The organism is Streptomyces sp. UF-297 (assembly GCF_058245575.1).
On record NZ_JBSIBZ010000057.1, the window covers coordinates 1 to 23,745 of the forward strand.

A 23,745-nucleotide genomic window follows, 5' to 3' on the forward strand; every position below is an offset into this window, starting at 1 on the left:
CCCCCCCCCCCCCCCCCCCCCCCCCCCCCCCCCCCCCCCCCCCCCCCCCCCCCCCCCCCCCCCCCCCCCCGGCCGTGTTCTGCGGGGACGGGGTCAGGCGGCGGGGGCCAGTCCCAGTGCCGCGGCGTGCGCCTCCAGGCGCTCCCCGGCCAGTGCGACGGCCGCGGAGTGCGCCCGTGAGGTCGCCACGACCAGGGCGTTGCCCGCGAGCATGTGGGCCCGCTGGTGCAGCGCCGGAATCCGGCCGGTGTCACCGCTGTCGGAGGGCACGGCCCGCAGCGGGTAGTTCCCGCCGCGCAGCCGGGCGACCTGCTCGGCGATGCGGTCGGCGGCGCCGTCGAGCCCGGCGCCGGGGCTCAGGGCGCGCAGCTCATCGGTGACGGTGAGCAGCGCCGTCAGATGCCCGGCGAGCCGGATGTCCAGCTCCTCCTCGCGGGAGCGGTGCGGGACATGCGGCTCGCCGGCCATGCGGTGGACCGACTTGGTACGGATCGGCTCGTACATGGATGGCCTCCTGGCAACGACTAGGAGACCATCCTAGCTTAGACATTGTCTAAAGTTGTGGCTCGTACAGTCCTGGCGGGCGGAGGTACGCGAGGGGAGCCGCGTCGGCGCAGGTGAGCGGCGGGTTAGAACTGTCCGTAGCCGTCCAGGAATTTTCCGATGCGGGTGACCGCCTCGGCGAGGTCGTCCTTGCTGGGCAGGGTAACCAGGCGGAAGTGGTCGGGCTCGGGCCAGTTGAAGCCCGTGCCGTGGACGATCATGATCTTCTCGGCGCGGAGCAGGTCCAGGACCATCTGCCGGTCGTCCTTGATCTTGTAGACCTTGGGGTCCAGCCGCGGGAAGGCGTACAGCGCGCCCTTGGGCTTCACGCAGCTCACGCCCGGGATCCGGGTGAGCAGCTCATGGGCGGTGTCGCGCTGCTCCACCAGGCGCCCGCCCGGCAGGACCAGGTCGGTGATGGACTGCCGGCCGCCGAGCGCGGTGGCCACGGCGTGCTGGGCGGGCATGTTGGCGCACAGCCGCATGTTGGCCAGGATCGTCAGGCCCTCGATGTAGCTGGCGGCGTGCGCCTTGGGGCCGCAGACCGCCATCCAGCCGCTGCGGTAGCCCGCCACCCGGTAGGCCTTGGACATGCCGTTGAAGGTCAGGGTGAGCAGGTCGGGGGCCAGGGCGGCGAACGGGGTGTGCGTCACGCCGTCGTAGAGGATCTTGTCGTAGATCTCGTCGGCGCACACGATGAGGTGGTGGCGGCGGGCGATCTCCGCGATGCCGCGCAGCAGTTCGTCGTCGTAGACCGCGCCCGTGGGGTTGTTGGGGTTGATGACGACGATGGCCTTGGTGCGGTCGGTGACCTTGCGCTCGATGTCGGCCAGGTCCGGCATCCAGTCCGCCTGCTCGTCGCAGCGGTAGTGCACGGCGGTGCCGCCGGACAGCGAGACCGAGGCGGTCCACAGCGGGTAGTCCGGGGCCGGGACGAGCACCTCGTCACCGTCGTCGAGCAGCGCCTGCATCGACATCTGGATCAGCTCGGAGACGCCGTTGCCGAGGTAGATGTCCTCCACCGAGAGGTCGATGCCCTTGGTCTGGTAGTGCTGCATCACCGCGCGGCGGGCGGAGAGCAGACCCTTGGCGTCGCCGTAGCCGTGGGCGGTGCCCACCGAGCGGAGGATGTCCTCCAGGATCTCCGGCGGGCACTCGAAGCCGAAGGCCGCGGGGTTGCCGGTGTTGAGCTTGAGGATGCGGTGGCCCGCTGCTTCCAGCCGCATTGCCTCCTCAAGAACCGGGCCACGGATCTCGTAGCAGACATTGGCGAGCTTGGTTGACTGGATCACCTGCATGGCAGCCACCTTACGGCCGCGTAACACCGCCTGCCCGGTGTTTTGTGCCACCTTGATCGACCCTTGGTGTGGGCTTCCTCACGCGGCGTTACGGAAACCGGGCGCGGCGGCGGGCGCGTCCGCGCGATGGCCGGGGGAGCTACGGGAAAGATCCGCCCCTCGGATCATGGCGGTACGCTCCGGGGCGGACGAGGCGGCGGTGACCGCGTGCAGCCCCTGCGACACCGCCGTGAACCGACCAGGACCGACCATGAACCGGGGGACCCTCATGGGCAGTTCCACCGCATCCCGCGCCGCCCGGCAGACCTTCGCACTGCTGAACGACGAGCCGGTCGAGGCGGCCGCCGAGGACCTGCTGGCCACCGGCCGCGCCGCCCGCCAACTGGCCGGCCTGCTGCTCGCCTCGCGTACCTCCACCCCCTTCACCCTCGCCGTCGACGCCGGCTGGGGCATGGGCAAGAGCAGCCTGATGCGGCTCGTACAGGCCGAGCTGGAGACTTCCGCCGAGGTCGGCACCCTCTGGTACAACGCCTGGACCTCCACCGGCGCCGACGCGCTCGAAGGCCTGATCAAGTCCGTTCTGATGCGCTTCGACCGCCGCCTGCTGCGCCGGACGCTGCACCACATGTCCGAACAGCGGGCGCTGTTACGGGTGTTGCGCGCGACCACCGTGCTCGCCGCAGGGCCGCTGGGGGCCGCGGGTCTGGTCTCGGAGCTGTGGCGCGGCTTCAGTGCCGACCCGCAGGCCCGTAACGAGATGCGCGACTCGATCCGCGAGCTGGCGCAGCAGTGGTCGGAGTCGGCCCGGTACTCGCCGCGCCGCCTGCTGGTCGTCTTCATCGACGACCTCGACCGCTGCTCGGCCGAGACGGTGCTGGCGGTCTGCGAGGCGGTCAAGGTCTATCTGGACGTCCCCGGGCTGGCGTTCGTCATCGGCTGCGACCGGTCGGTGCTGGGGCCCACCGGGCTGCTGCGGGACCTGACGCCGGCGGGCGCCGCGTTCCTGGAGAAGATCTTCCACACCAGCTACCGGATACCCGTGGCGGACGAGCGGGACATCCGCGGCTACATCGACGCCTGCGCCCGGGCGACCGGCGCCGAGACCCTCCTGGACGAACGCCTGGCCACGCTGCTCGCCGAGCGCTCCTCCCGCAACCCCCGCCGCATCAAACGCCTGGTCAACGGCTTCGTACTGGAAGCCACCCTCAACCCCATGTGGGCCGACCACCCGCCCGAGGCGGTCATCCGCACCCTGCTGCTGCAGTACTTCTACGCCGACTTCTACCGGATGATGACCGGGCCGCCGGGCGCCGACAGCGGCGATGTGATCACGGAGTTCCGCACCTACCGCCGGGTGCGGGCGCTGCTGCGGGCCCCGGACGCGCTGCCCGAGCAGGACCGCGAGGCGGTCGTCGGCTTCCTGCGGGACCACGATGTGACCGAGCGGGAACTGACGGACCCGGTACGGGCCCTGCGCCAGCTGGAGCGCCAACTGCCCAGCGGATTCCCCGAGATGGTCACCGACCAGGGCTTCACCTCGCTGATCGACGGGCTGATGGAGCTGCCGCGGGCGGGGGAGATGGTGCGGCGGCTGCGCGAGGGGGCGGCGGTGCCCGCCCCGGCGCTCGCGGCCCCTGCGGCCACCGGTGCCTTTCCCGCCCTGGACGGGGTGGCCATCCTGTGGGTGGACGACTTCCCCGCCAACAACCAGGACTTGATCGCCCTCTTCGAGGCCGAGGGGGCGGTCGTGGAACTGGCGACCGGCGACGAGGCCGCCGATGCCGTCATCGACGTCCGGCCGCCGACGCTGATCCTCTCGGACATCGCCCGTGGCCGGAACGCCCACGCCGGGTTCGACTACGTGGGCAAGCTGCGCGAGGACAACCGTTTCACCGGGCCCGTGGCCTTCTACGCGAACCGGATCACACCGGACCGGGTGGCTCGGGGACAGGAGCTGGGGGCCACGGTGACGGCCAGCCCGGCCGACGTCGATCGTTTCGTCAGGACGGTGGCCGCCCGGTCCCGGTCCCTGCGGCCGCCGACGGACTGATCACTTCGCCGCGGAGCCCGCAGGCGTCCGGCGTACCGTACGGCCCGCCAGGACGTCCGTCCGCCTGCCGTCCTCGATGACGAAACGGCCGTCGATCAGGACGTGCGGGATGCCGGTGGGCAGCGCGCGCGGGGTGTCGAAGGTGGAGCGGGCGGCGACCGTGTCCGGGTCGAAGAGGACCAGGTCGGCGCGGTAGCCCTCGCGCACCAGGCCGCGGTCGGGCAGGCGCAGCCGGGCCGCGGCGCGCGAGGTGAGGTGGGCGACGCACTCCTCCAGGGACAGCACGCCCAACTCCCGTGCGTACCTGCCCAGATACTGCGGGAAGGTGCCGTACGCGCGCGGGTGCGGCTTGTCGCCCTGGAGGATGCCGTCGCTGCCGCCGGTGTGGACGCGGTGCCGCATGATCTGCCGCACGTTCTCCTCGTGGCCCACGTGCTGCAGGATCGTCGAGCCGAGCCGGTCCTCGATCAGCAGACGGCGGGCGGTGGTCCAGGACTCCTCGCCGCGCTCGGCGGCGCTGCGGGCGACGGTGCGGCCCACGTACCCCGCAAGGCCCCGGTCGCTGACGCCGGAGATCTCTATGGTGTCCCACTCGATGGGCACGCCGTGGCAGCCGTCGGAGCCGGTGACCTCCAGGTCGTGGCGTATCCGCGCCGCGGTGTCCGCGTCCCTCAGGCGGGCCAGGATCGCCTCGGGGCCGCCCTCGGCCGCCCAGCTCGGCAGCATCGCGACCAGCGTCGTACAGCCGGGGGTGTACGGGTAGGTGTCCAGGGAGATGTCGCAGCCGGAGTCCAGGGCCCGGTCCAGCAGGGCCAGCAGCTCGGGTGCGCGGCCCTTGTTGACGCCGAAGTTCATGGTGGCGTGGGCCAGATGCAGGGCGCAGCCGGCCTCGCGGGTCAGGCTCACCATCTCCTCGTACGCCTCCAGGGCGCCCGCCCCGTAGGAGCGGTGGTGCGGGCAGTAGTAGCCGTCGTAGGCGGCCACCACCCGGCACAGCTCGGTCAGTTCGGCGTCCGAGGCGTACATCCCGGGCGTGTAGGTCAGGCCGGAGGACAGGCCGACGGCGCCTTCCTCCAGGCCCTGCCCGACCAGCTGCCGCATACGGGCCAGCTCGTCGGGGGTGGCCGCGCGGTCCTCGTAGCCGACCGCGAGCATGCGCACGGTGCCCTGGGGGATGAGGTAGGCGGCGTTGACGGCGATGCCCTGGCCGTCGAAGCCGTGGTCCAGGCGGTCCAGGTACTCGCCGACGGTGCGCCAGGTGAAGTCGATGTCCGAACCGTCGCCGTTCCAGCCGGTGATCTGGGTCCGCACCTTCGCCAGGGTCGCCTCGTCGACCGGCGCGTAGGACAGGCCGTCCTGGCCGATGACCTCCAGGGTCACGCCCTGGGCCGCCTTGGCCTCGTGGGAGGGGTCGCGCAGCAGGGCGAGGTCGCTGTGCGCGTGCATGTCGATGAAGCCGGGGGCCAGCGCGAGGCCGGCCGCCTCCACCACCCGCGCGCCGCCGGGGCGCCTGCCCTCGCCCTCCTTGACGACGGCGGCGATCCGGCCGTCGGCCAGGGCCACATCGGCGCGGTAGGACGGGTCGCCGGACCCGTCGATGACGCGTACATCGCGGAACACGGTGTCCATGAGGGTGCCTTTCACGGCGTTCGCGGGGGCGGGCAATGTCCCGGGGGCGGCAGGGGAGGCGGCCGGTGATCAGAAGAAGGTGCGCAGATAGTCCGTGACCGTGCCGTCCGCCTCGGCCAGCGGGATCAGCTGCCACTTGTCGAAGGACGTGCACGGGTGCGACAGGCCCATGCCGATCCAGTCGCCGACCTCCAGCTCCGTACCGTCCTCGGTGGCGACCCAGGTGTGCTGGTCGGACAGGCCGGTCACCGAGATGCCGGTGGCGGGGCGCACCACGCCGTCCCTGCCGGAGCGCACGACCTGCGCCTCAGGCAGGTGCAGGTCGTAGGCGGCGTCCCGCTTGCCCGCGTTCAAGAAGGCCTGGCCGGGGGAGGGGCGGGAGACGACCTGCGCCCACAGGCGGAAGGCGGGCTGCAGCGCGCCCTCCTGCGGGACGCGGTTGAAGGGCGTCAACTCCCGGTAGTGGCCGTCGTCGTGGGAGACGTACGCGCCCGAGCGCAGCAGCTTGAGCGTGGGCCGGGACAGCTCCGGCAGCTCGGCGAAGACCTCGGCGACGGCGTCGAACCAGGCGCTGCCGCCCGCGCTGACGACGATCTGCTCCAGGTCGGCGAAGCGGCCGTCCTTGTCGAAGGCGACGGCCAGCGCGGTCAGCCGGCGTAGCCAGGCGGTGACCCGCTCGGGCGTCGCCTGCGGCACCTCGCCCTCGTAACCCGCGACGCCCACCAGGCGCAGGGTGTCCACGCCCGCGACGGCGTCGGCCAGTTCGAGGCACTCGGCCTCCGTACGGGCACCCGTACGCGCGCCCTCGCCGGCGCCCAGCTCGACGACCACGTCCACCGGGCGGGAGGCGCCCGCCGCGCGCAGGGCGGCGTCCATCAGCTCGATGCCGCGCAGCGAGTCGACGTAGCACAGGAAGCGGAAGGAGGGGTCCTCGGCCAGCTCGGCGGCCAGCCAGCGCAGCGCCGCGGCGTCCACCAGCTCGTTGGCCAGGAAGATGTTCTCGATGCCGAAGGCGCGGGCGACGCGCACCTGGGCGGGGACGGCCAGGGTGATGCCCCAGGCGCCGTGGTCGAGCTGGCGGGCGAAGAGCTGCGGCGACATGGAGGTCTTGCCGTGCGGCGCGAAGGCCAGGCCGTGCCGGTGGGAGTAGGTCTCCATCAGCGCGAGGTTGTGCTCGACCGACTCGGCGGACAGGGCCAGTACGGGGGTGGTGAAGCCGCCGGTGAACAAGGAGCGGCGCTCGGCGGCCAGTTGGCGTACGGAGAGCCCCTCGGCGTCCGGGGGGAGGGCCTTGAAGCGGTGGTCCACGCGCTCGTCGGCGAGGGCCGCGAGCTGCCGCGTGAGTCCGTCGGCGGCGCTGTCGGCGTGCGGATCGGCGGCCATGGGAGCCTCCTCCAAGTTCCTGTTGCATTCTATGCAACACCCATTGCGCATATCGCTTACTGCTGTCTAACATCCGAGCCATCGCCTGGTCAATGGCCGGTAGCGCACTGCCGAACAGCCCCGATACAAGGAGCGAACGAGACCGTGCCCACGCCCCCTCACGTCAGCGACGTCAACGTCAGCCAAGGCGTCGACGTCGTCTGTCTCGGCGAGTCCATGGTCACCTTCCTGCCCGCCGAACCCGGGCGCCTCGCCGACGTGCCCACCTTCCACCGCGGCATCGGCGGCGCCGAGTCCAACGTCGCCTGCGCCCTGGCCCGTACCGGACACAGCGCCCGCTGGATCTCCCGGGTCGGCACCGACGGCTTCGGCGACCACCTCCTGGAGGCCATCGCCGCGCACGGCGTGGACGTCAGCCACGTCCAGCGCGACGCCGCCCGCCCCACCGGCATCTACTTCCGTACGGCGGGCGAGCGCGCCACCGGCACCGGCGAGCGCGCCACCGGCCTCGCGGAAGTCGTCTACTACCGCGCCGGATCCGCCGCCTCCGCCATGTCGCCCGCCTTCCTGGACCAGACCGCGCCGCGCGCCCTGGCCGACGCCCGCGTTCTGCACCTCACCGGCATCACCGCCGCCCTCTCCGACAGCTGCCGGGACGTCCTGCGCGTACTGACCGGACGCGGCGCCACCGACGCGGCCCGGCCCACCGCGGCCCGCCCGCTGATCTCCTTCGACGTCAACTACCGCGTCAACCTGTGGGCCGGCCGCACCACCGACGGCCCCCGCCTCCTGCTGGACCTGGCCCGCGGCTGCGACCTGGTCTTCGTCGGCGAGGACGAGGCCGAGGCCGCCTGGGACCTGCACGGCCCCGACGCCGTACGCGCCGCCCTGCCCGAACCCGCCACCCTGGTCGTCAAACAGGGCGCCGAGGGCGCCACCGTCTACGCGCGCGGCGCCGACGGCACCGACACCGTCACCTTCGCCCCCGCCCTCACGGTCGACGTCGTCGCCCCCGTAGGAGCCGGCGACGCCTTCGCCGCGGGGTTCCTCTCCGCCACCCTGCGCGAGCTGCCCGTATTCGAGCGCATCCGGCACGGACACCTGATGGCCGCCGCCTCCCTGACCGTCCCCGGAGACCTGGGCACCCCGCCCGCCCGCGCCCTGGCCGACCGCCTCGCCGCCCTCGCCCCCGCCGACTGGGGCACACTGCGACTCGGCCCCGGCTGGAGCACCGACGGGGCGCACGACGCACGGGTGGAGGTCCGTACACAGTGAACGAGGCAAGCATGGGGGTCCGGCCGGACAGCGGCCGGGGGAAGACCACGCGGGGCCGCACCCCCGCCGCACGGGAAGTGGTGCCCGCATGAGCGAGCCTGGCGAGCGAATCATGGAAAGGTGCGCGCGGTGCGCATGCGAGCCCGCCGACCGCGGGGAGGCCGGCGCATGAGTCAGACCGTCGACCGCGCGCTGAGCATCCTGCCGCTGCTCGCCGAGGGCCCCGCCAACCTGGAGCAGGTGGCGACCCGGCTGGGCGTGCACAAGTCCACCGCCCTGCGGCTGCTGCGCACCCTCCACGAGCACGGCATCGTCTACCGCCAGGCCGACCAGCGCTACCGCCTGGGCGCCCGCCTCTTCGCGCTCGCCCAAGAAGCCGTGGAGAACCTGGACGTACGCGAGATCGCCCACCCCCACCTCGTCGCGCTCAACGAGAGCTGCGGCCACACCGTCCACCTCGCGGTGTACGAGGAGAACGAGGTCCTCTACATCGACAAGGTCGAGAGCCGCTACCCGGTACGCATGTACTCGCGCATCGGCAAGCCCGTCGCCATCACGGTCGCCGCGGTCGCCAAACTGCTGCTCGCCGACCTCACCGAGCCGGAGCGCCGCGCGCTCGCCGAACGGCTCGACTACCCCAGATACACGGCCCGTTCGACACCTGACGCCTCCGCCTTCCTGGCCGAGCTGGACACGGTGCGCGAACAGGGCTGGGCCACCGACCTCGGTGGCCACGAGGAGTCCATCAACTGCATCGGGGCCCCCATCCGCGGTGCGGACGGCCGCGTCGTCGCCGCCATGTCGGTGTCCGCGCCGAACGTCGTCGTCACGGCCGAGGAACTCCTCACCCTCCTCCCGCTGGTACGCCGCACCGCGGACGCCATCAGCCGGGAGTACTCCGGAACCGCAAGTCCCCAGCACACAGCTGGCTCGCTCAAGGAAGACCGATAATGACCGAGAAGATCGCGATCACCCCGGCCACCCACACCACCCCGCCCGCGAAGTTCTCCCACGGCGTGAAGAAGGGCAACATCCTTCAGGTCGCCGGCCAGGTCGGCTTCCTGCCCGCCGTCGACGGCCAGGCCCCCACCCCGGCCGGCCCGACCCTGCGCGAGCAGACCCTGCAGACCTTCGCCAACGTCAAGGCGATCCTGGAGGAGGGCGGCGCGAGCTGGGACGACGTGATGATGATGCGCGTCTACCTCACGGACGTGGACCACTTCGCCGAGATGAACCAGATCTACAACGAGTACTTCGAGGAGCAGGGCCTCAAGGCCCCGGCCTCGGCCCGTACGACCGTCTACGTCGGTCTGCCCAAGGGCCTGCTCATCGAGATCGACGCGCTCGCCGTCCTGAGCTGACGCCGGAGCCCGAACCCCCTTGCATTTAGCGCTGATTCACCTTCGCAGCACGCCGCACGGCGCGGCGCCCCGTACCGACGGGGCGCCGTGTCGCGGTCCGCCCTACCCGGAACCCCCCTGCCTGACAACGGAGTCACAGAATGTTCCTCGCCGCGGCCCCCGCCCCCACAGCGCCAACCCCACCGCACACCGGTGGACTGCTCGCCCTGATACCCGGCACCGGCGGTCTGCTGACCGTCGCCGCGCTCGGCATCGTCCTGCTCCTCGTCCTGATCATCAAGGTCAGGCTCCAGCCGTTCGTCGCCCTCCTGGCCGTCTCCGTGGCCGTGGGCCTCGCCGCGGGCCTGTCCGTGACCGAGCTCTTCGGTACGGTCCAGAAGTCCGCCGCCACCTCGCTGATCGAGACCGGCATGGGCGGCATACTCGGCCATGTCGCCATCATCATCGGGCTGGGCACCATGCTCGGCGCGATCCTCGAAGTCTCCGGCGGCGCCGAGGTGCTGAGCGGGAAGCTGCTCGGCCTCTTCGGCGAGAAGCGCGCCCCGCTCGCGATGGGCCTGACCGGCCTGATCTTCGGTATCCCGGTCTTCTTCGACGTCGGCATCTTCGTCCTCGCGCCGATCGTCTACGCCGCCGCCAAGCGCTCCGGCAAGTCGATCCTGCTGTACTGCATGCCGCTGCTGGCGGGCCTGTCCATGACCCACGCCTTCCTGCCGCCGCACCCCGGACCGGTCGCCGCCGCGGGCCTGTTCAAGGTCGACCTGGGCTGGGTCATCCTCATGGGCATCGTCTGCGGCATCCCCGCCGTCCTCGCGGCCTGGGGCTACGCGGCCTGGATCGGCAAGCGGCTGTTCGTCGAGGTGCCCCAGGACATGGTCGAGGCCGCGGCCGAGGCCAAGGCCGCCGTGGCCGCCGAACAGAAGGCCGCGGGCGTCACGCCGAAGGAGAAGCCGGTCGCCCTCGGCACCGTCCTCGCCATCATCGGCACCCCCCTGGTCCTCATCCTCCTGGCGACCTTCTCCTCCATCGCCCTGGACCCCTCCACCCTCCGCTCGGTCATCGAGTTCTTCGGCAACCCCTTCGTGGCGCTGACCATCGCGCTGGTCCTGTCGTACTACCTGCTGGGCATCCGCCGCGGCTGGTCCCGCAAGTCCCTGGAGACCGTCTCCACCGCCTCCCTGAAGCCGGTCGGCAACATCCTCCTGGTCGTCGGCGCCGGCGGCATCTTCGGCGCCGTCCTCAAGGGCAGCGGCGTCGCCGTCGCCCTCTCCGACACCTTCCACAACGTCGGTCTCCCCGTCATCGTCCTCGCCTGGCTGGTATCGGTCGTCCTGCGCGTGGCCCAGGGCTCCGCCACCGTCGCCATCGTCACGACAGCGGGCATCGTCCTCCCTCTGGTGGAAGGCCAGGGCCTCTCCCAGGCCCACCTCGCCCTGATCATCATGGCCATCTCGGCGGGCTCGATCTTCGCGTCGCACGTGAACGACGGCGGTTTCTGGATGGTGGCCAAGTACTTCGGCATCTCCGAGCGCGACACCCTGAAGTCGTGGACGGTCCTGGAGACGGTGCTCTCCGTCGTCGGCTTCGCGGTGGCCGGGCTGGTGAGCCTGGTCGTCTAGCGGTACGGGCCGCGGGCGCCGCAGGGCAGGGCCCGGTCCGTACGGAGGGCGTACGGACCGGGCCCCGGCAAGCTCAACCCGCCTTGCAGTACTGGTTCTCCTTGCCGATGGAGCGGTACATGCAGTCGCTGTTCTCCAGCAGCTGCAGTACGGCGTCCCGGTTGCGGCTGGTCTCGCGCTCGATCACTTCGTCGGGCGGGTAGAAGCCGCCGCCTCCGGATCTCGGGTACATCTCGAAGGTGTAGCCGAAGATTTTCTGGTTGCCCCAGAGCCAGTCGTCTATGGAGCCGTCGGTGATGTAGAGGTCGCTGGACTGTTCGGGGGTGTAGCCGTTGCTGGCGGCCATTTTGCGGCCTACGGCGGCGAAGGCGTCGTGGTCGTCCTGGGTGAGGCCGGGGGCGGTGTCGTTGTAGGTCCAGCCGTAGGGCCACAGGACGAGTTCGCTGTAGGTGTGGAAGTCGATGGCGGTCTTGATCTGCTGTTTGCCGTCCACGACGCGGCTGCGGACGAAGTTGGAGACGACCTTGACCTCGGGCGCCGACTCGGGGGCGGGGCCGCGGTAGGTCTCGGAGCCGGTGTTGCCCGAAGAGCCGCCGCAGCAGCCCCACTTGTAGTTCCAGTTGCGGTTCTCGTCCGTGCCGACGTTGGCGGAGCCGGAGTTGGGCTGGCGGTTCTTGCGCCAGCTGCGGTAGGAGCCGGTGGCGATGTCGTACTCGCCGCCGTCGGGGTTGAGGTCCGGGATGATCCAGATCTCGCGCTCGTCCACCATCTTCTTCAGGCGGGCGTCGGTGGCGTAGTCCTCGCCGAACTCGCGCAGCAGGTAGAGGGCCATCTCGACGGTGAGGTGCTCGCGGGCGTGCTGGTGGTGGGTGAAGAGCACTTCCGGCTCGGCCTCGTCGGTGGCGACATTGTCGCTGATCTTGATGGCGACCAGGTCGCGGCCCTGGTGGGACTTGCCGATCACGCGCTTGCTCATGATGGAGGGGTACTTGGCGACGCGGTCGTTGATCTCCTGCGTCATCTCGGCGTAGTTGTGGTAGCGCGAGTCGGCCGGCGGGAAGTCCTTGACGGTCGGCTCTTTGCCGTCCGTACGGGCCGGTGGTGCGGGAAGCGCCTTGAGACGGTAGCCGAGTTGGCGTACGAGCTCGGCCTGTGCCGTATCGGCGGTGACGACGACGTGGTGGCCGTGGACCTCGTCGATGGACACTCCGGTGGAGGCGAGGGCGGTGCGCTGGCGGGCGGTGGAGACGCCCGGGACCTCGTACTGCCGCTGGGTGTCGCGGTCCTTGCCGGGCGCGGTCAGGGCGGCGCCGACGCCGTTGGCCGCTGCGGTGGGCTCCGGCCGACCGGAGTCCTCCGATCGGGCCGCGACCGGCGCGGCGAGCGCGAGGGTGAGCAGTGCGGCGAGGGCGGTGGTCCGTCTGCCGCGTATTCGTTGGCTCTGTCGGCTTCGTGGGCTCCGTGGTCGCATGCGATCTCCTGAGGGGTGTGAGTCGAGCGCCTGCGCCAGTGTTTGACGCTTGCATGACATGGTCAAGGGTGTTCGAGTGATGGAAATCCGCCAACTTTCGTGTGAGTACGGAAAGTTGATTGCCTCGGCCCCCGCGCACCCCAACAATGCGCACGATCGACCGAACGACGTTCGGTCCGCAACCTGAGAGGACCCCCACAGATGCCTCCGCACATGCACAGACCTCTCGTCGGCACCCTGGCCACCGCCGTCCTCGGCGCCGCGGCCCTGGCGGGAACGGCGGGCACGGCCACCGCCGCCGACCAGTCGGCACGGACCAAACCGGCCAAGGCGGTTGACTTCGCGGGCACCGTCGCCCTCAGCAACTGCTCGGGCTCGGTGGTGCGGCTGCCCAGCTCGCAGGACAGCGACCCCGCCCTGGTCCTGTCCAACGGCCACTGTCTGGAGACCGGCATGCCCGGCGCCGGCGAGGTCGTCGTCGACCGGCCCTCCAGCAGGACCTTCACCCTGCTCAACTCCTCGGGCGGCAACGCCGGTACGGTCCGCGCCTCCAAGGTGGCGTACGGCACCATGACCGACACCGACGTCTCGCTGTACGAGCTGACCTCCACCTATGCCCAGATACAGCAGCGCTACCGGATCAAGGCGCTCGACCTGGACCCCGGCCACCCCGTGGCGGGCAAGGCCATCAAGGTCGTCTCCGGCTACTGGAAGCGCATCTACTCCTGCAACATCGACGGGTTCGTCTACCGCCTCAAGGAGGGCGACTGGACCTGGAAGGACTCCGTCCGCTACACCTCTCCCTGCAATGTCATCGGCGGCACCTCCGGCTCCCCGGTGGTGGACGAGGCCAGCGGCAAGGTGGTCGCCGTCAACAACACCCTCAACGAGAGCGGCCAGCGCTGCACCCTCAACAACCCCTGTGAAGTGGACAAGAACGGCCAGGTCACGGTGCGGCGCGGCATCGGGTACGCCCAGCAGACCTATGGCATCACCAAGTGCTTCGGCACCGGCAACAAGCTGGACTTGAACAAGGCCGGGTGTGAACTGCCCAAGCCCGCACGGCGGTAACACGCCCCTGTAAGGAGCGCGGGGAACTGCGCGAACGGCCCCCACCGGCCCGCGGCCGCTCACTGCCTCACGGGGCTGGGCGCATGGCGCGGCTGCCCGCCGGTGGGGTGCCGCTGTGCCCACAGCGGCGGTGGGAGGGAAGGGCGGGCGGCTCGCATGCCCACAGCTAGGAGTAGGCAGAGGGGGAGCGCATGGTGCAGGAGTCGGGTGATGGCGCCGGAGAACTGATCGGCGCGCCGCGCAAGCCCAGTTGGCGTTCGATCGGCCCCGGCATCGTGGTCGCCGCCACCGGCGTCGGCGCCGGGGACCTGGTCGCGACGCTGATCGCGGGCAGCAAGTTCGGCTACACCCTGCTGTGGGCGGCGGTGATCGGCTGTCTGGTGAAGATCTCGCTGGCGGAGGCGGCGGGGCGCTGGCACCTGGCGACCGGCCGGACGCTCTTCGAGGGCTGGCGCTCGCTCGGCAGGTGGACCACGGTCTACTTCGTGATCTACGTGGTGGTCTGGGGTTTCGCGTACGGGGCGACCGCGATGTCCTCCAGCGCGCTGCCCCTGCAGGCGCTCTTCCCGGACGTGATGGAGCTCAAGGTCTGGGCCGTGCTGTGCGGCCTGGTCGGGCTGGTCTTCGTCTGGTTCAACCAGTACGCCGTCTTCGAGAAGGTCATGACGGTGCTGGTCGGGGTGATGTTCGTGGTCACGGTGTATCTGGCGGTGCGGGTCGGGCCGCACCTGGGCGAGGCGCTGGCCGGGCTCGCCCCCGTACTGCCGGACGGCTCGCTGCTCTACACCCTCGGTCTGATCGGCGGCGTCGGCGGGACGATCACCCTTGCCGCGTACGGCTATTGGGTCAACGCCAAGGGGTGGACCGACAGCAGCTGGATGCGGATGATGCGGCTGGACAACCGCGTCGCCTACCTCACCACCGGCATCTTCGTCGTCGCCATGCTCTTCGTGGGCGCCGAGCTGCTGCACACCTCGCACATCGCGCTCACCAAGGGCGACAAGGGGCTGCTCGATCTGAGCGATCTGCTGGAGCAGCGGTACGGCGTCGCGACGGCGAAGCTGTTCCTGGTGGGCTTCTTCGCGACGTCCTTCACCTCGCTGATCGGCGTCTGGCACGGCGTGAGCCTGATGTTCGCGGACTTCGTCGAGCACTTCCGGCGACGGCCGGGCACGCAGGCGGCGGGCGAGCAAGCGCCGGGCGAGCGGGTGCCGAGCGAGCAAGCGCCGGGCGAGCGGGCGCCGGTGCGGCCGCGCGAGAAGTCGCTGCCCTTCCGCGCGTATCTGCTGTGGCTGACCTTCCCCCCGATCTCCCTGCTCTTCCTGGACCAGCCCTTCGCGCTGGTGGTGGGCTACGGCGTGCTGGGCGCGTTCTTCATGCCCTTCCTCGCCCTGACGCTGCTGTGGCTGCTCAACTCCTCGCGCGCGCCCCGGCAGTGGCGCAACGGCATCCTGAGCAATGTGATGCTGGCGGCCGCCGGGCTGCTGTTCGTCGTGCTGTGCGTCCAGCAGATCCGGGAGATCCAGTGGTAGCGGAGGCACGGCGTCCGAGGCCGCGGGACGGCCTGCGCGTAAAGGGATATGTAGCGTTCGGACAAAAGCAGTCAAGGGGCGCTATCAGTATTTCTGAACGTGTTCTCCGTCGCCTGACTGGTCGATAAAGTGCTGAGCCAACAGCGCAGTGAAGTGTCGATCCGCGGTCACCGAGCCCCCGGCGACCGGAATGAGTGGGGGGACGCGACGTGCCGACCGCGACAGCTGTCACCAGCCCGGACCTCGCGCTGCCCGCCCTGGACCGCAGCACCCCCGCGGCCCTGGTCCTGCAGCCCCCGCACACCCAGCCGTTGGACGACGCCCTGACGGAGATGGCGGCGGTGCTGGAGCACCACGGCCATGTGGTGGCGCTGTACTCCTCCGCCTGTCCCGCGCCCCATGTACGGCGGCTGCACACCCTGCGCGCCGTCCTGGAGAGCGACCGGATCGCCATCGTCGCGCTGGACCTGCCGCCGCTGGCGGTGGCCGTACTCGCCCGTCAGCTGCGGCAGTTGTCGCTGTGCGACCTCAGCCCGGGGGTGCTGGCCTGCTCGGCGCGGCTGCTGGGGCACTACATCCACGCGGGCGCGCTGCTGGGCAGCGTCAGCAAACTGGACCGCATCGAGGTGGACCTGCGCTCCCATGTGAAGTCCTGGATGCCCGGCGCGCACTTCGCGGTGCTGGCCAACCCTGAGCCCGTACTGTCCCCCGTGGGCAAACACAGTGCGCAGGCGGGGCTGCCCGCGCCCGGCTTCGCCACCCAGCTCGCCGTGGCCCGCGGCCAGTTGACCAGCGAGTGGGCCGGTGCGGTGCTGGCCCCGTCCTGGCAGGTGCAGAGCGTGTACGAGACCCGGCTGCCGGCCGAGTCCGCCGCGTGGTGGGGCACCCACAAGCTGGTCGAATTCGCCGCGGCCATCCCGGATGTGTCGATTCTCCACCAACTGGTGTCCTCCGTACGCAAAGAGGAGTGCCGCTGGTGCGGGCTCGAACTCATCGGGGACCGCTGCGCGTTCTGCTCGGCGCCGCTCGCGCAGCCCACCGCGGACGGGCCGCCCGGCGCGCTGCCGGCACGCGGCGCCCCGCCGCCCGCCCTCTCCCTGGAGAAGGCCCCCACCGCCCCCTCGGCGCTGCGCCGCCGCGGCCTGTCCCCGGTCGCCCCCACCGGCGTACCGGCAGCGGGGCGCACCCGATGAGCCCGGCCCGCCCCTGCGGGAGTCCCGCCTGCCACCCCGTCCCGATCGAGGTTGTCCGCTCATGAACTCACGCCAGCGGCGCGGAGTGATCCTGCTGCTCCTGTCGGTCCTGTGTGCGCTCGGCGCGTTCGTCGGCGTGCTGTCCGTGGTGCGGGACGTGGAGTCCAAGGTCGGTCCGGAGAAGACCGCGTACCGCCTCAAGGAGGAGGTCCCGGCCTATGAGGAGCTGGATCCGGGGAAGTTCGAGAAGGTGAGCATGCCCGAGCGGTGGCTGCCCGCCACCGCCGTCACCGATCTCGACGCGCTGCGCGGCAAGATCGCGGTGACCCCGCTGCACAAGGGCTCGCTGCTGCAGAACGACATGATCGTGGACCGCCCCGCGCTCAAGCCGGGCCAGCAGGAGATCGCCATCATGATCGACGCCGCCACGGGGGTGGCGGGCAAGCTGCACCCCGGCGACCGCGTCAACATCTTCGCCACCTTCGAGGGCAAGAGCACCGGCGACAAGCCCGTCTCCAAGGTCATCGTCGCGGGCGCCCAGGTCATCCACGTCGGTACGAAGAAGAGCCAGGAGCCCAGGGACCCGGGCGGCACCACCGTCAGCAGCGGCCGCCGCTCGGGCGAAGCCGTCCCGATCACCTTCGCGCTGGGCACCGAGGACGCCCAGCGCGTCGCCTACGCCGAGTCCTTCGCCACCCACGTACGCCTCGCCCTGGTGGCGCCGGGCGGCGAGGGGGGCGTACCGCCCGCCCAGCGCACCTACACCCTCGACGGCGACAAGTGAACCGGAGGCCCCGGTGACCATCCGCATCCTCCCGGCGGTCGGCGACCCCGACGCCGCCAGAGCCGTTTGCGCCCTGCTCGGCCAGCTCCCGGACGCCGAACCCGCGCCCCCGGTCGCCGACTCCACCACCCTGGTCAACGCGCTGGCCTCGGCCGCGGGCGACGCGGGCGGCCCGGCCCCCGCCGAACTGCCCGAGGTCGTCCTGGTCCACGAGCGGATCGGCCCCGTCCCGGCCCTGGAGCTGATCCGCGAGATCGCGCTGCGCTTCCCCGCCGTCGGCGTCGTACTGATCACCACCGACGCGGGGCCCGCCCTGTTCTCCGCCGCCATGGACGCCGGGGCCCGCGGCATCGTGGGACTGCCGCCCGCCTACGACGAACTGGCGGCCCGGGTGCAGGCCGCCGCGCAGTGGGCCACGGGCGTACGGGTCCACCTCGGCGGCAGCCCGGACGCCCTGGCCGCGGGCCCGAACGGCACCCTTCTCACGCTCACCGGCGCCAAGGGCGGGGTGGGCACCACCGTCGCCGCCGTACAACTGGCACTGGCCGCGCGGGCCGCCGGGCGCAGTGTGGCGCTGGTGGACATGGACCTCCAGTCCGGCGACCTCGCCTCCTACTTGGACGTGCAGTTCCGGCGCTCCATCGTCGATCTGGCGGGCATCTCGGACATCTCGCCGAGGGTGCTGCAGGATGCCGTGCACGCCCATCACACCGGGCTGGGCCTGCTGCTGGCGCCCGAGGAGGGCGAGCGGGGCGAGGAGGTGGACGACCGCGCGGCCCGGCAGATCCTGGCCGCACTGCGCTCGCGCTACGAGGTCGTGATCGTGGACTGCGGCTCCCAGATGCAGGCCGCCAACGCCGCAGCGGTCGAACTCGCCGACACCGCGCTGCTGGTGACCACCCCCGACGTGGTGTGCGTACGGGCCGCCAAGCGGCAGGTGCGGCTGTGGGACCGGCTGCAGATCCGCAAGGCGGAGGAGACCACGACCCTGGTCAACCGCCTCACCCGGCACACCGAGATCCAGCCGCCGCTGGTGGCCAAGGCCACCGGGACCAAGGTCGCGCGGACGTCGATCCCCGCCCATTTCAAGGAACTCCAGCCCTGTGTGGACTCCGGCAGGATGCAGGACCTGGACGGCCGCTCCGGCGTCCGCCAGGCGCTGTGGGCGCTGGCGGGCGAGCTGGGGCTGGTGGAGTCGCCCGCGGCGCGGCAGGGGCGGGGCAGCCACCGGGCGCGTACGTCCCTGACGGGGCGCCGGCGCAAGGCGCTGCCGGCCGGTACGTCACCGGCGGCCCCGGACGCGGCCGGGCCGCACGAGGAAGCGTGATGAGGGCGCGCCTGAGGACGGCGGACGACCGGGGCCAGGTCTCCGTGGAATTCCTCGGGCTGACCCCGCTGATCCTGCTCGTGCTCGTGCTGCTGTGGCAGTTCGTGCTGGTCGGCTACACCTTCACGCTCGCGGGCCACGCGGCGGACAAGGGCGCCAGGGCCGGGACCGTGACGGGCGCGGGCGCCTGCGCGGCCGCCGCCACCGAGGACCTGCCGGGGGCGTGGCAGGAGGGCGCCGTCACCAACTGCGGTGCCCAGGGCGGCCTGTACAAGGCGACGGTCCGGCTGAAGGTACCGGTCCTCTTCCCCGGCGCCGTCGGCTTCCCCTGGCCCGTCTCCGGCACGGCGGGCGTGGTCCGGGAGGAGCCCGAGGGGTGGGGGGAGTGAGGACGGTGCGCAGGAGAGGGCGACGGCTCAGGGAAGCCCGCGCCGGGGACCGCGGCCAGGTCTCCCTGGAGTTCCTCGGCTTCCTGCCGCTGCTGCTGATCGTGGCGCTCGCCGTGATCCAGCTCGGCATCGGCGCGTACGCCGTCCAGCAGGCCGGTACGGGAGCGCGGGCCGCCGCACGGGCCGCGTCCCTGGACGAGCAGGACCACCCGCCCGACCCGGTCGGCGCCGGACAGGCGGCGATGAGCGACTGGGTCGGCGAGAGTGCGCCGATCACGGTCAGCCGGGGCGGCGGCCAGGCGCGGGCCACGGCCACGGTCACCATCCCCTCGGTCATCCCCGGCGTCGACAACTTCGGTACGGCCAGCCGCAGCGCCACCATGCCGCTGAGCGAGGACACGGCCGGAGCGCCGGGTACGCCGGGAGGGACAGGACAGCCATGAGCCTAAAAGCCCGTATCGCCGCGCCGGAGGTGCCCGCCGAGGCGCGCCAGGACGGCCATCTGGTCGCCGTCTACCGCGCCAAGCTCCTGGCGGAGATCGACCTGGCGGAGATGTCCTCGCTGGCCGCCGCCGAGCGCCGCAGCCGCCTGGAGCGGGTGCTGGGCCACATCATCAGCCGCGAGGGCCCGGTGCTGTCCACCGCCGAGCGCGCCCAGCTGATCCGCAGGGTCGTGGACGAGGCGCTGGGGCTGGGGGTCCTGGAGCCGCTGCTGGAGGACGCCTCGGTCACCGAGATCATGGTCAACGGCCCCGACCAGGTGTACGTGGAGCGCGCGGGCCGGGTCGAGGCGGTCCCCGTACGCTTCGCCTCCCACGAGCAGCTGATGCAGACCATCGAGCGGATCGTCTCCACCGTCAACCGCCGGGTGGACGAGTCCAATCCGATGGTGGACGCCCGGCTGCCGTCCGGCGAGCGCGTCAACGTCATCATCCCGCCGCTCGCCCTCAACGGAGCCACCCTCACCATCCGCCGCTTCCCGCGCGCCTACACCCTGCCCGAACTCATCGGCATGGGCACGCTGGACGACCAGATGGTGATGCTGCTGGCCGGGCTCGTGCGCGCCAAGTTCAACGTCGTCGTCTCCGGGCCGACCGGCGCGGGCAAGACCACCCTGCTCAACGCCCTGTCCGGGCTGATCCCCGAGGGCGAGCGCATCATCACCGTCGAGGACGCCGCCGAACTCCAGCTCCAGCAGACCCATGTCATCCGCCTGGAGGCCCGCCCGCCCAATGTGGAGGGCAAGGGCCGGATCACCATCCGCGACCTCGTACGCAACTCCCTGCGCATGCGCCCCGACCGCATCATCGTCGGCGAGGTCCGCGGCGGCGAGACCCTGGACATGCTGCAGGCCATGTCCACCGGACACGACGGCTCGCTGGCCACCGTGCACGCCAACAGCGCCGAGGACGCGCTGATGCGGCTGCAGACCCTGGCCTCCATGTCGGACGTCAAGATCCCCTTCGAGGCGCTGCGGGACCAGATCAACAGCGCCGTGGACTGCATCGTCCAGCTCGCCCGGCACGCCGACGGCTCGCGCCGGATCAGCGAGATCGCCATCCTGGACTCCCGCGGCCACGAGGACTACCGCCTGGCCACGGCCTGCCGCTTCGACGCCGAGCCGATGGGCGCCGACCGCACCGTGCACGGCCGCTTTCGCTGCTTCCCGCTGCCGCGGCGGGTCGCCGAGCGGCTGTTCATGGCGAGCGAGCCGGTGCCGCCCGCCTTCGGCGTGGCGTCCAGCCTCGACCAACTCACCACCAGAGAAGCCAAGTAAGGGGACGCACGCAACCATGGACAGTCCCGCGCTGCTCGCCATAGGCGCCACCCTGCTCGGCGGGGTCCTGGCGGTCGTCGGCGTACGGACGTACGCGGCCGGACGCGCCCAGCGCCAGGCCGTGGTCGACCGGCTCTCCGACGAGCGCGCGCTGCCCCCGGCGGGCGGCAGACGCCGCCGATTCGCGGCCGTGGACCGGCGGCTGCGCGCCACCCGCCCGGGCCGCCGCCTGGAACTGCGGCTGGCCGCCACCGGGCTGGAGGTGACGCCCGGCGAGTTCTTCGTCTACCTGCTGGCGACGGTGGCCGGGCTGTGGCTGGTCGCCCAGGCCGTCCTCGCCCCCTTCTTCGGCCCCATCGCCGCCCTGACGGTCCTGTGGTGCGCGCACGCCTTCCTCAACTGGCAGCGGCAAAAGCGCATCGAGAAGTTCATCAACCAGCTGCCCGAGCTCTCCCGCATCCTCGCCAACGCCACGCAGGCGGGCCTCGCGCTGCGTACCGCCCTGAGCATGGCGGCCGAGGAACTGGAGGCCCCGGCGGGCGAGGAACTGGCCAAGGTCTCCGACAAGCTCGCCGTCGGCCACTCCATCGACGAGGCGCTGGGCGAGCTGGCCGAGCGCCTTCCCTCACGCGAACTGGTCGTCCTGGTCACGACGCTGGTGCTGGCCAACCGGGCCGGCGGCACCGTCGTCGCCTCGCTGCGCAACCTCACCAAGACCCTGGAGGAGCGCAAGGAGACCCGGCGCGAGGTGCGCACCCAGCTCTCCCAGGTGACGATCACGGCGTACGTGGTGCCGCTGCTGGGGGTGGGCACGCTGCTGCTGATGAACCGGATGGCGCCCGGCGCCATCGACCGGATGACCTCCAACGGGCTGGGGCAGCTGGCGGTGGTGGCGGCCTTCGTGCTCTACGCGGCGGGGTTCTTCCTCATCCGCCGGCTGTCCAAGATCGACGTATAGGGAGCGTGGCGGCGATGGGCATCGGCATCCTCCTGGCCCTGGTCCTGGGCCTGGCCGTGGCGGGCATGTGCTACGGCATCGCGCTCTTCCGCCGCGAGGCCGAACTGCCGCCGGACCTCGCCGTCGCGCTGGAGGTCGGCTCCTCGCGCACCACGGTGGTCGGCTCGGCGGTGGACCGCGCCGGTATGCGCTACGCGCCCTTCGTCCTGCGCCTGATGGGCGAGAAGCGGGTCGCCAGGGTACGGCGGCGGATCGACCGGGCGGGCAACCCCGGCGGCCTGACGGTGGACCGCTATGCCGCCCGGCGCGCGGTGTACGGCTTCATCGGGCTGCTCGGCGCGCTGGTGATGTTCCTGCGCGGACAGCCGCTGCTCGGTCTCCTCATGATCGCTTTCGCGCTGTTCTGGAACGAGGTCGGCATCTGGGCCGCCGTCCGCCAGCGCAAGGACACCATCGAGCGGACCCTGCCCGACTTCCTGGACGTCCTGGCCGTCGTGGTCAGCGCGGGCCTCGGCTTCCGCCAGGCGCTGGACCGGGTCGCGGAGAAGTACGAGGGGCCCTGGGCCGACGAACTGCGCATCACCCTGCGCCAGATGGACATGGGCGTCAGCCGCCGCGACGCCTTCGAGGAACTGCGCAGGCGCAACGACTCCGAGCAGGTGGCCCAGTTCGTCACCGCCCTGCAGCAGGGCGAGGAGCTGGGCGCGCCCATCGTGGACACCCTCATCCAGATCGCCGACGACATGCGGCGCACCGACGCCCAGAACGCCCGCCGCCGGGCGGCCAGGGCCGTACCGAAGGCGACGGTGGTCGTCACCACCTTCATGGTCCCGGCGACGATGATCCTGCTGGTCGCGGGCTTCTTCCTGGGGTCGGGGACGAACTTCGGGTCGCTGATGGGCGAATGAGTACTTCCGCTGTCGCCCTTGTAGTCCTTGTCGCCCCTGTCGCTCTTGCCTCCCCTGTCTCCTCTTCCCCCTGTCTTCGTCAAGGTCCGCCAAGTGACCTGCTCCATCGAAAACTTGGGCCGTTCTTGGCGTCGATTTGATCGAATCCGTTCTCCGCGCTCCTAGCATGAAGCTCTCTTGCCTCCGGCGCCCTACGCGCCGCTCCCTTGTCCCCGCATGCCTTCCGGATGCCTGCTTCCATGCCACCCGCCGCCTCCGCGGCCACCTCCGCTGCCCGCCGGGCACCGCAGCCCTGCGCCACCTGGCGCCGGTGGGCCGGGCTGGGCGTGCCCGCCCTCGTGATGGCGGGCGTCGCACTGTCCGTCCTCGCCATCGCGGGCTTCGACTCGCACGCCTCGCTGGAGTGCCACGAAAAGGGCTCGACCTTGCGTATGCACATGGCCGGGTGGGCCGGTCTGGCCTGTGGCGTCGCCGCCCCCGTGCTGTACGCCGTGCTGCGCCGCGCGGCGTGGCGGCGCGGCCAGGACCCGGACCGCCCGCGCGCGACCGGATTCGCCCTGGCCTTCGTGGTGTTCAACACCCTGGCGCTGATCCTCGAACTCTTCGTGATCTGGATGATGTACGCACCCGACCCTTCCGGCGGCCACGCCTGCTCCGCCCTCGCGTACGCCTTCCCCTTCTTCTAGTCGAACTCCCTTCGCAAGAGCAACGAGTTGTGCCACAGTGGGTGCCATTCTGGAGCGGTGCCTGTCCGTCGGGGAGGGAGGTGAAGAAGGGATGAAACTCCTGTTGCCAATGGGGCAGATGGGGTCGGTGATACGCCAACTTGCATCTTTGGCAGAGGATTGGGGAAGGGTGCCCTGTTCCCAGGATGGTGTTCCGTCGTACGTTGCTCGTGCCGCGAGCACGCAGGGGCGTGCCGGGGCCACGGGGACAGACCAGTCGGACCAGAGCGGGCCGGCCGCCCTTGGAGGGGAACACGATGAGCACGATGCGAAAGCGGTCCTTGCGGTTCATGCGCTTCCTGAGGAACGACCGGGGTCAGACCTCGATCGAATACCTCGGCATCATCGCGGTGGTCGTGGCGATCGTTCTGGTGCTGTCGACTACGGACTTCGGCAGTCAGATCGCCAATGCCATCGGGGACAAGATCTCCGACGTCGTGGGCATCTAGCCG

22 protein-coding genes are annotated in these 23,745 nt (G+C 71.3%); 17 read left to right on the forward strand and 5 right to left on the reverse strand.

The window, feature by feature from the left end:
- Window positions 1-93: 93 nt before the first annotated feature.
- Complete coding sequence (locus AC4IJH_RS27540; RefSeq protein ID WP_490854571.1) at window positions 94-504, reverse strand: SCO4983 family protein; 411 nt, start codon at window positions 502-504, stop codon at window positions 94-96.
- Between the two features lie 125 nt (window positions 505-629).
- Entirely contained in the window at window positions 630-1,841 is a 1,212-nt protein-coding gene (locus AC4IJH_RS27545; protein WP_490854572.1) for a pyridoxal phosphate-dependent aminotransferase, read from the reverse strand.
- Window positions 1,842-2,091: 250 nt separating this feature from the next.
- Between AC4IJH_RS27545 and AC4IJH_RS27550 the strand changes: the two genes are divergently transcribed.
- Window positions 2,092-3,891 carry a P-loop NTPase fold protein gene (locus AC4IJH_RS27550; RefSeq protein ID WP_490854573.1) on the forward strand — a complete coding sequence of 600 codons (1,800 nt, stop codon included), beginning with the start codon at window positions 2,092-2,094 and terminating at the stop codon, window positions 3,889-3,891.
- Here the strand turns inward: AC4IJH_RS27550 and AC4IJH_RS27555 are convergent, their stop codons facing one another.
- Both AC4IJH_RS27555 and AC4IJH_RS27560 read right to left on the reverse strand, forming a co-directional pair.
- A complete protein-coding gene (locus tag AC4IJH_RS27555; protein ID WP_490854574.1) occupies window positions 3,892-5,520 on the reverse strand; it encodes an N-acyl-D-amino-acid deacylase family protein in 1,629 nt (542 codons plus the stop codon).
- A 69-nt stretch (window positions 5,521-5,589) separates the two neighbouring features.
- Window positions 5,590-6,903: an amino acid deaminase gene (locus AC4IJH_RS27560; RefSeq protein WP_490854575.1), complete on the reverse strand. Its 1,314-nt coding sequence runs from the start codon at window positions 6,901-6,903 to the stop codon at window positions 5,590-5,592.
- 144 nt (window positions 6,904-7,047) lie between these two features.
- On the opposite strand from AC4IJH_RS27560, the gene AC4IJH_RS27565 reads away from it, so the two are divergent.
- The 4 genes from AC4IJH_RS27565 (at window position 7,048) to AC4IJH_RS27580 (ending at window position 11,158) form a co-directional block, all read left to right on the forward strand.
- Window positions 7,048-8,178: a sugar kinase gene (locus AC4IJH_RS27565; RefSeq protein WP_490854576.1), complete on the forward strand. Its 1,131-nt coding sequence runs from the start codon at window positions 7,048-7,050 to the stop codon at window positions 8,176-8,178.
- Window positions 8,179-8,346: 168 nt separating this feature from the next.
- Entirely contained in the window at window positions 8,347-9,129 is a 783-nt protein-coding gene (locus tag AC4IJH_RS27570) for an IclR family transcriptional regulator (RefSeq protein ID WP_490854577.1), read from the forward strand.
- Window positions 9,129-9,539: a RidA family protein gene (locus tag AC4IJH_RS27575; RefSeq protein WP_490854578.1), complete on the forward strand. Its 411-nt coding sequence runs from the start codon at window positions 9,129-9,131 to the stop codon at window positions 9,537-9,539. The genes AC4IJH_RS27570 and AC4IJH_RS27575 overlap by 1 nt, the downstream gene beginning before the upstream one ends.
- Window positions 9,540-9,679: 140 nt before the next feature.
- Window positions 9,680-11,158 (forward strand): GntP family permease, encoded by a 1,479-nt coding sequence (locus AC4IJH_RS27580; RefSeq protein WP_490854579.1) that lies wholly within the window; start codon window positions 9,680-9,682, stop codon window positions 11,156-11,158.
- Window positions 11,159-11,231: 73 nt separating this feature from the next.
- On the opposite strand, the gene AC4IJH_RS27585 is transcribed toward AC4IJH_RS27580, so the two are convergent.
- Window positions 11,232-12,629, reverse strand: coding sequence for a M14 family metallopeptidase (locus AC4IJH_RS27585; protein WP_490854580.1), 1,398 nt, complete (start codon window positions 12,627-12,629; stop codon window positions 11,232-11,234).
- A 213-nt stretch (window positions 12,630-12,842) separates the two neighbouring features.
- Here AC4IJH_RS27585 and AC4IJH_RS27590 point away from each other — a divergent pair, with 213 nt between their 5' ends.
- From AC4IJH_RS27590 to AC4IJH_RS27645, 12 genes are all read left to right on the forward strand, one after another.
- On the forward strand, window positions 12,843-13,700 hold the full coding sequence (locus AC4IJH_RS27590; protein ID WP_490854581.1) for a S1 family peptidase: 858 nt from the start codon (window positions 12,843-12,845) through the stop codon (window positions 13,698-13,700).
- A gap of 191 nt (window positions 13,701-13,891) precedes the next feature.
- Window positions 13,892-15,232 carry an Nramp family divalent metal transporter gene (locus AC4IJH_RS27595; RefSeq protein ID WP_490854582.1) on the forward strand — a complete coding sequence of 447 codons (1,341 nt, stop codon included), beginning with the start codon at window positions 13,892-13,894 and terminating at the stop codon, window positions 15,230-15,232.
- 209 nt (window positions 15,233-15,441) lie between these two features.
- The gene (locus tag AC4IJH_RS27600; protein ID WP_490854583.1) at window positions 15,442-16,425 is read left to right on the forward strand and encodes a hypothetical protein; all 984 of its coding nucleotides are present in this window, start codon (window positions 15,442-15,444) and stop codon (window positions 16,423-16,425) included.
- 61 nt (window positions 16,426-16,486) lie between these two features.
- Window positions 16,487-17,209 (forward strand): Flp pilus assembly protein CpaB, encoded by a 723-nt coding sequence (gene cpaB / locus AC4IJH_RS27605; protein WP_490854584.1) that lies wholly within the window; start codon window positions 16,487-16,489, stop codon window positions 17,207-17,209.
- Between the two features lie 13 nt (window positions 17,210-17,222).
- Window positions 17,223-18,536, forward strand: a complete 1,314-nt coding sequence (locus AC4IJH_RS27610; RefSeq protein ID WP_490854585.1) for a CpaE/TadZ family protein — start codon at window positions 17,223-17,225, stop codon at window positions 18,534-18,536.
- Window positions 18,536-18,925: a TadE/TadG family type IV pilus assembly protein gene (locus AC4IJH_RS27615; protein ID WP_490854586.1), complete on the forward strand. Its 390-nt coding sequence runs from the start codon at window positions 18,536-18,538 to the stop codon at window positions 18,923-18,925. The genes AC4IJH_RS27610 and AC4IJH_RS27615 overlap by 1 nt, the downstream gene beginning before the upstream one ends.
- 5 nt (window positions 18,926-18,930) lie before the next feature.
- Window positions 18,931-19,368 carry a TadE/TadG family type IV pilus assembly protein gene (locus AC4IJH_RS27620; protein WP_490854587.1) on the forward strand — a complete coding sequence of 146 codons (438 nt, stop codon included), beginning with the start codon at window positions 18,931-18,933 and terminating at the stop codon, window positions 19,366-19,368.
- Entirely contained in the window at window positions 19,365-20,702 is a 1,338-nt protein-coding gene (locus tag AC4IJH_RS27625; RefSeq protein ID WP_490854588.1) for a TadA family conjugal transfer-associated ATPase, read from the forward strand. The genes AC4IJH_RS27620 and AC4IJH_RS27625 overlap by 4 nt, the downstream gene beginning before the upstream one ends.
- 16 nt (window positions 20,703-20,718) lie before the next feature.
- Window positions 20,719-21,660 (forward strand): type II secretion system F family protein, encoded by a 942-nt coding sequence (locus tag AC4IJH_RS27630; RefSeq protein WP_490854589.1) that lies wholly within the window; start codon window positions 20,719-20,721, stop codon window positions 21,658-21,660.
- Between the two features lie 14 nt (window positions 21,661-21,674).
- On the forward strand, window positions 21,675-22,568 hold the full coding sequence (locus AC4IJH_RS27635) for a DUF5936 domain-containing protein (protein ID WP_490854590.1): 894 nt from the start codon (window positions 21,675-21,677) through the stop codon (window positions 22,566-22,568).
- A gap of 227 nt (window positions 22,569-22,795) precedes the next feature.
- Window positions 22,796-23,254, forward strand: coding sequence for a hypothetical protein (locus AC4IJH_RS27640; RefSeq protein WP_490854591.1), 459 nt, complete (start codon window positions 22,796-22,798; stop codon window positions 23,252-23,254).
- Window positions 23,255-23,550: 296 nt separating this feature from the next.
- Complete coding sequence (locus AC4IJH_RS27645) at window positions 23,551-23,742, forward strand: Flp family type IVb pilin (protein ID WP_490854592.1); 192 nt, start codon at window positions 23,551-23,553, stop codon at window positions 23,740-23,742.
- Window positions 23,743-23,745 lie beyond the last annotated feature (3 nt).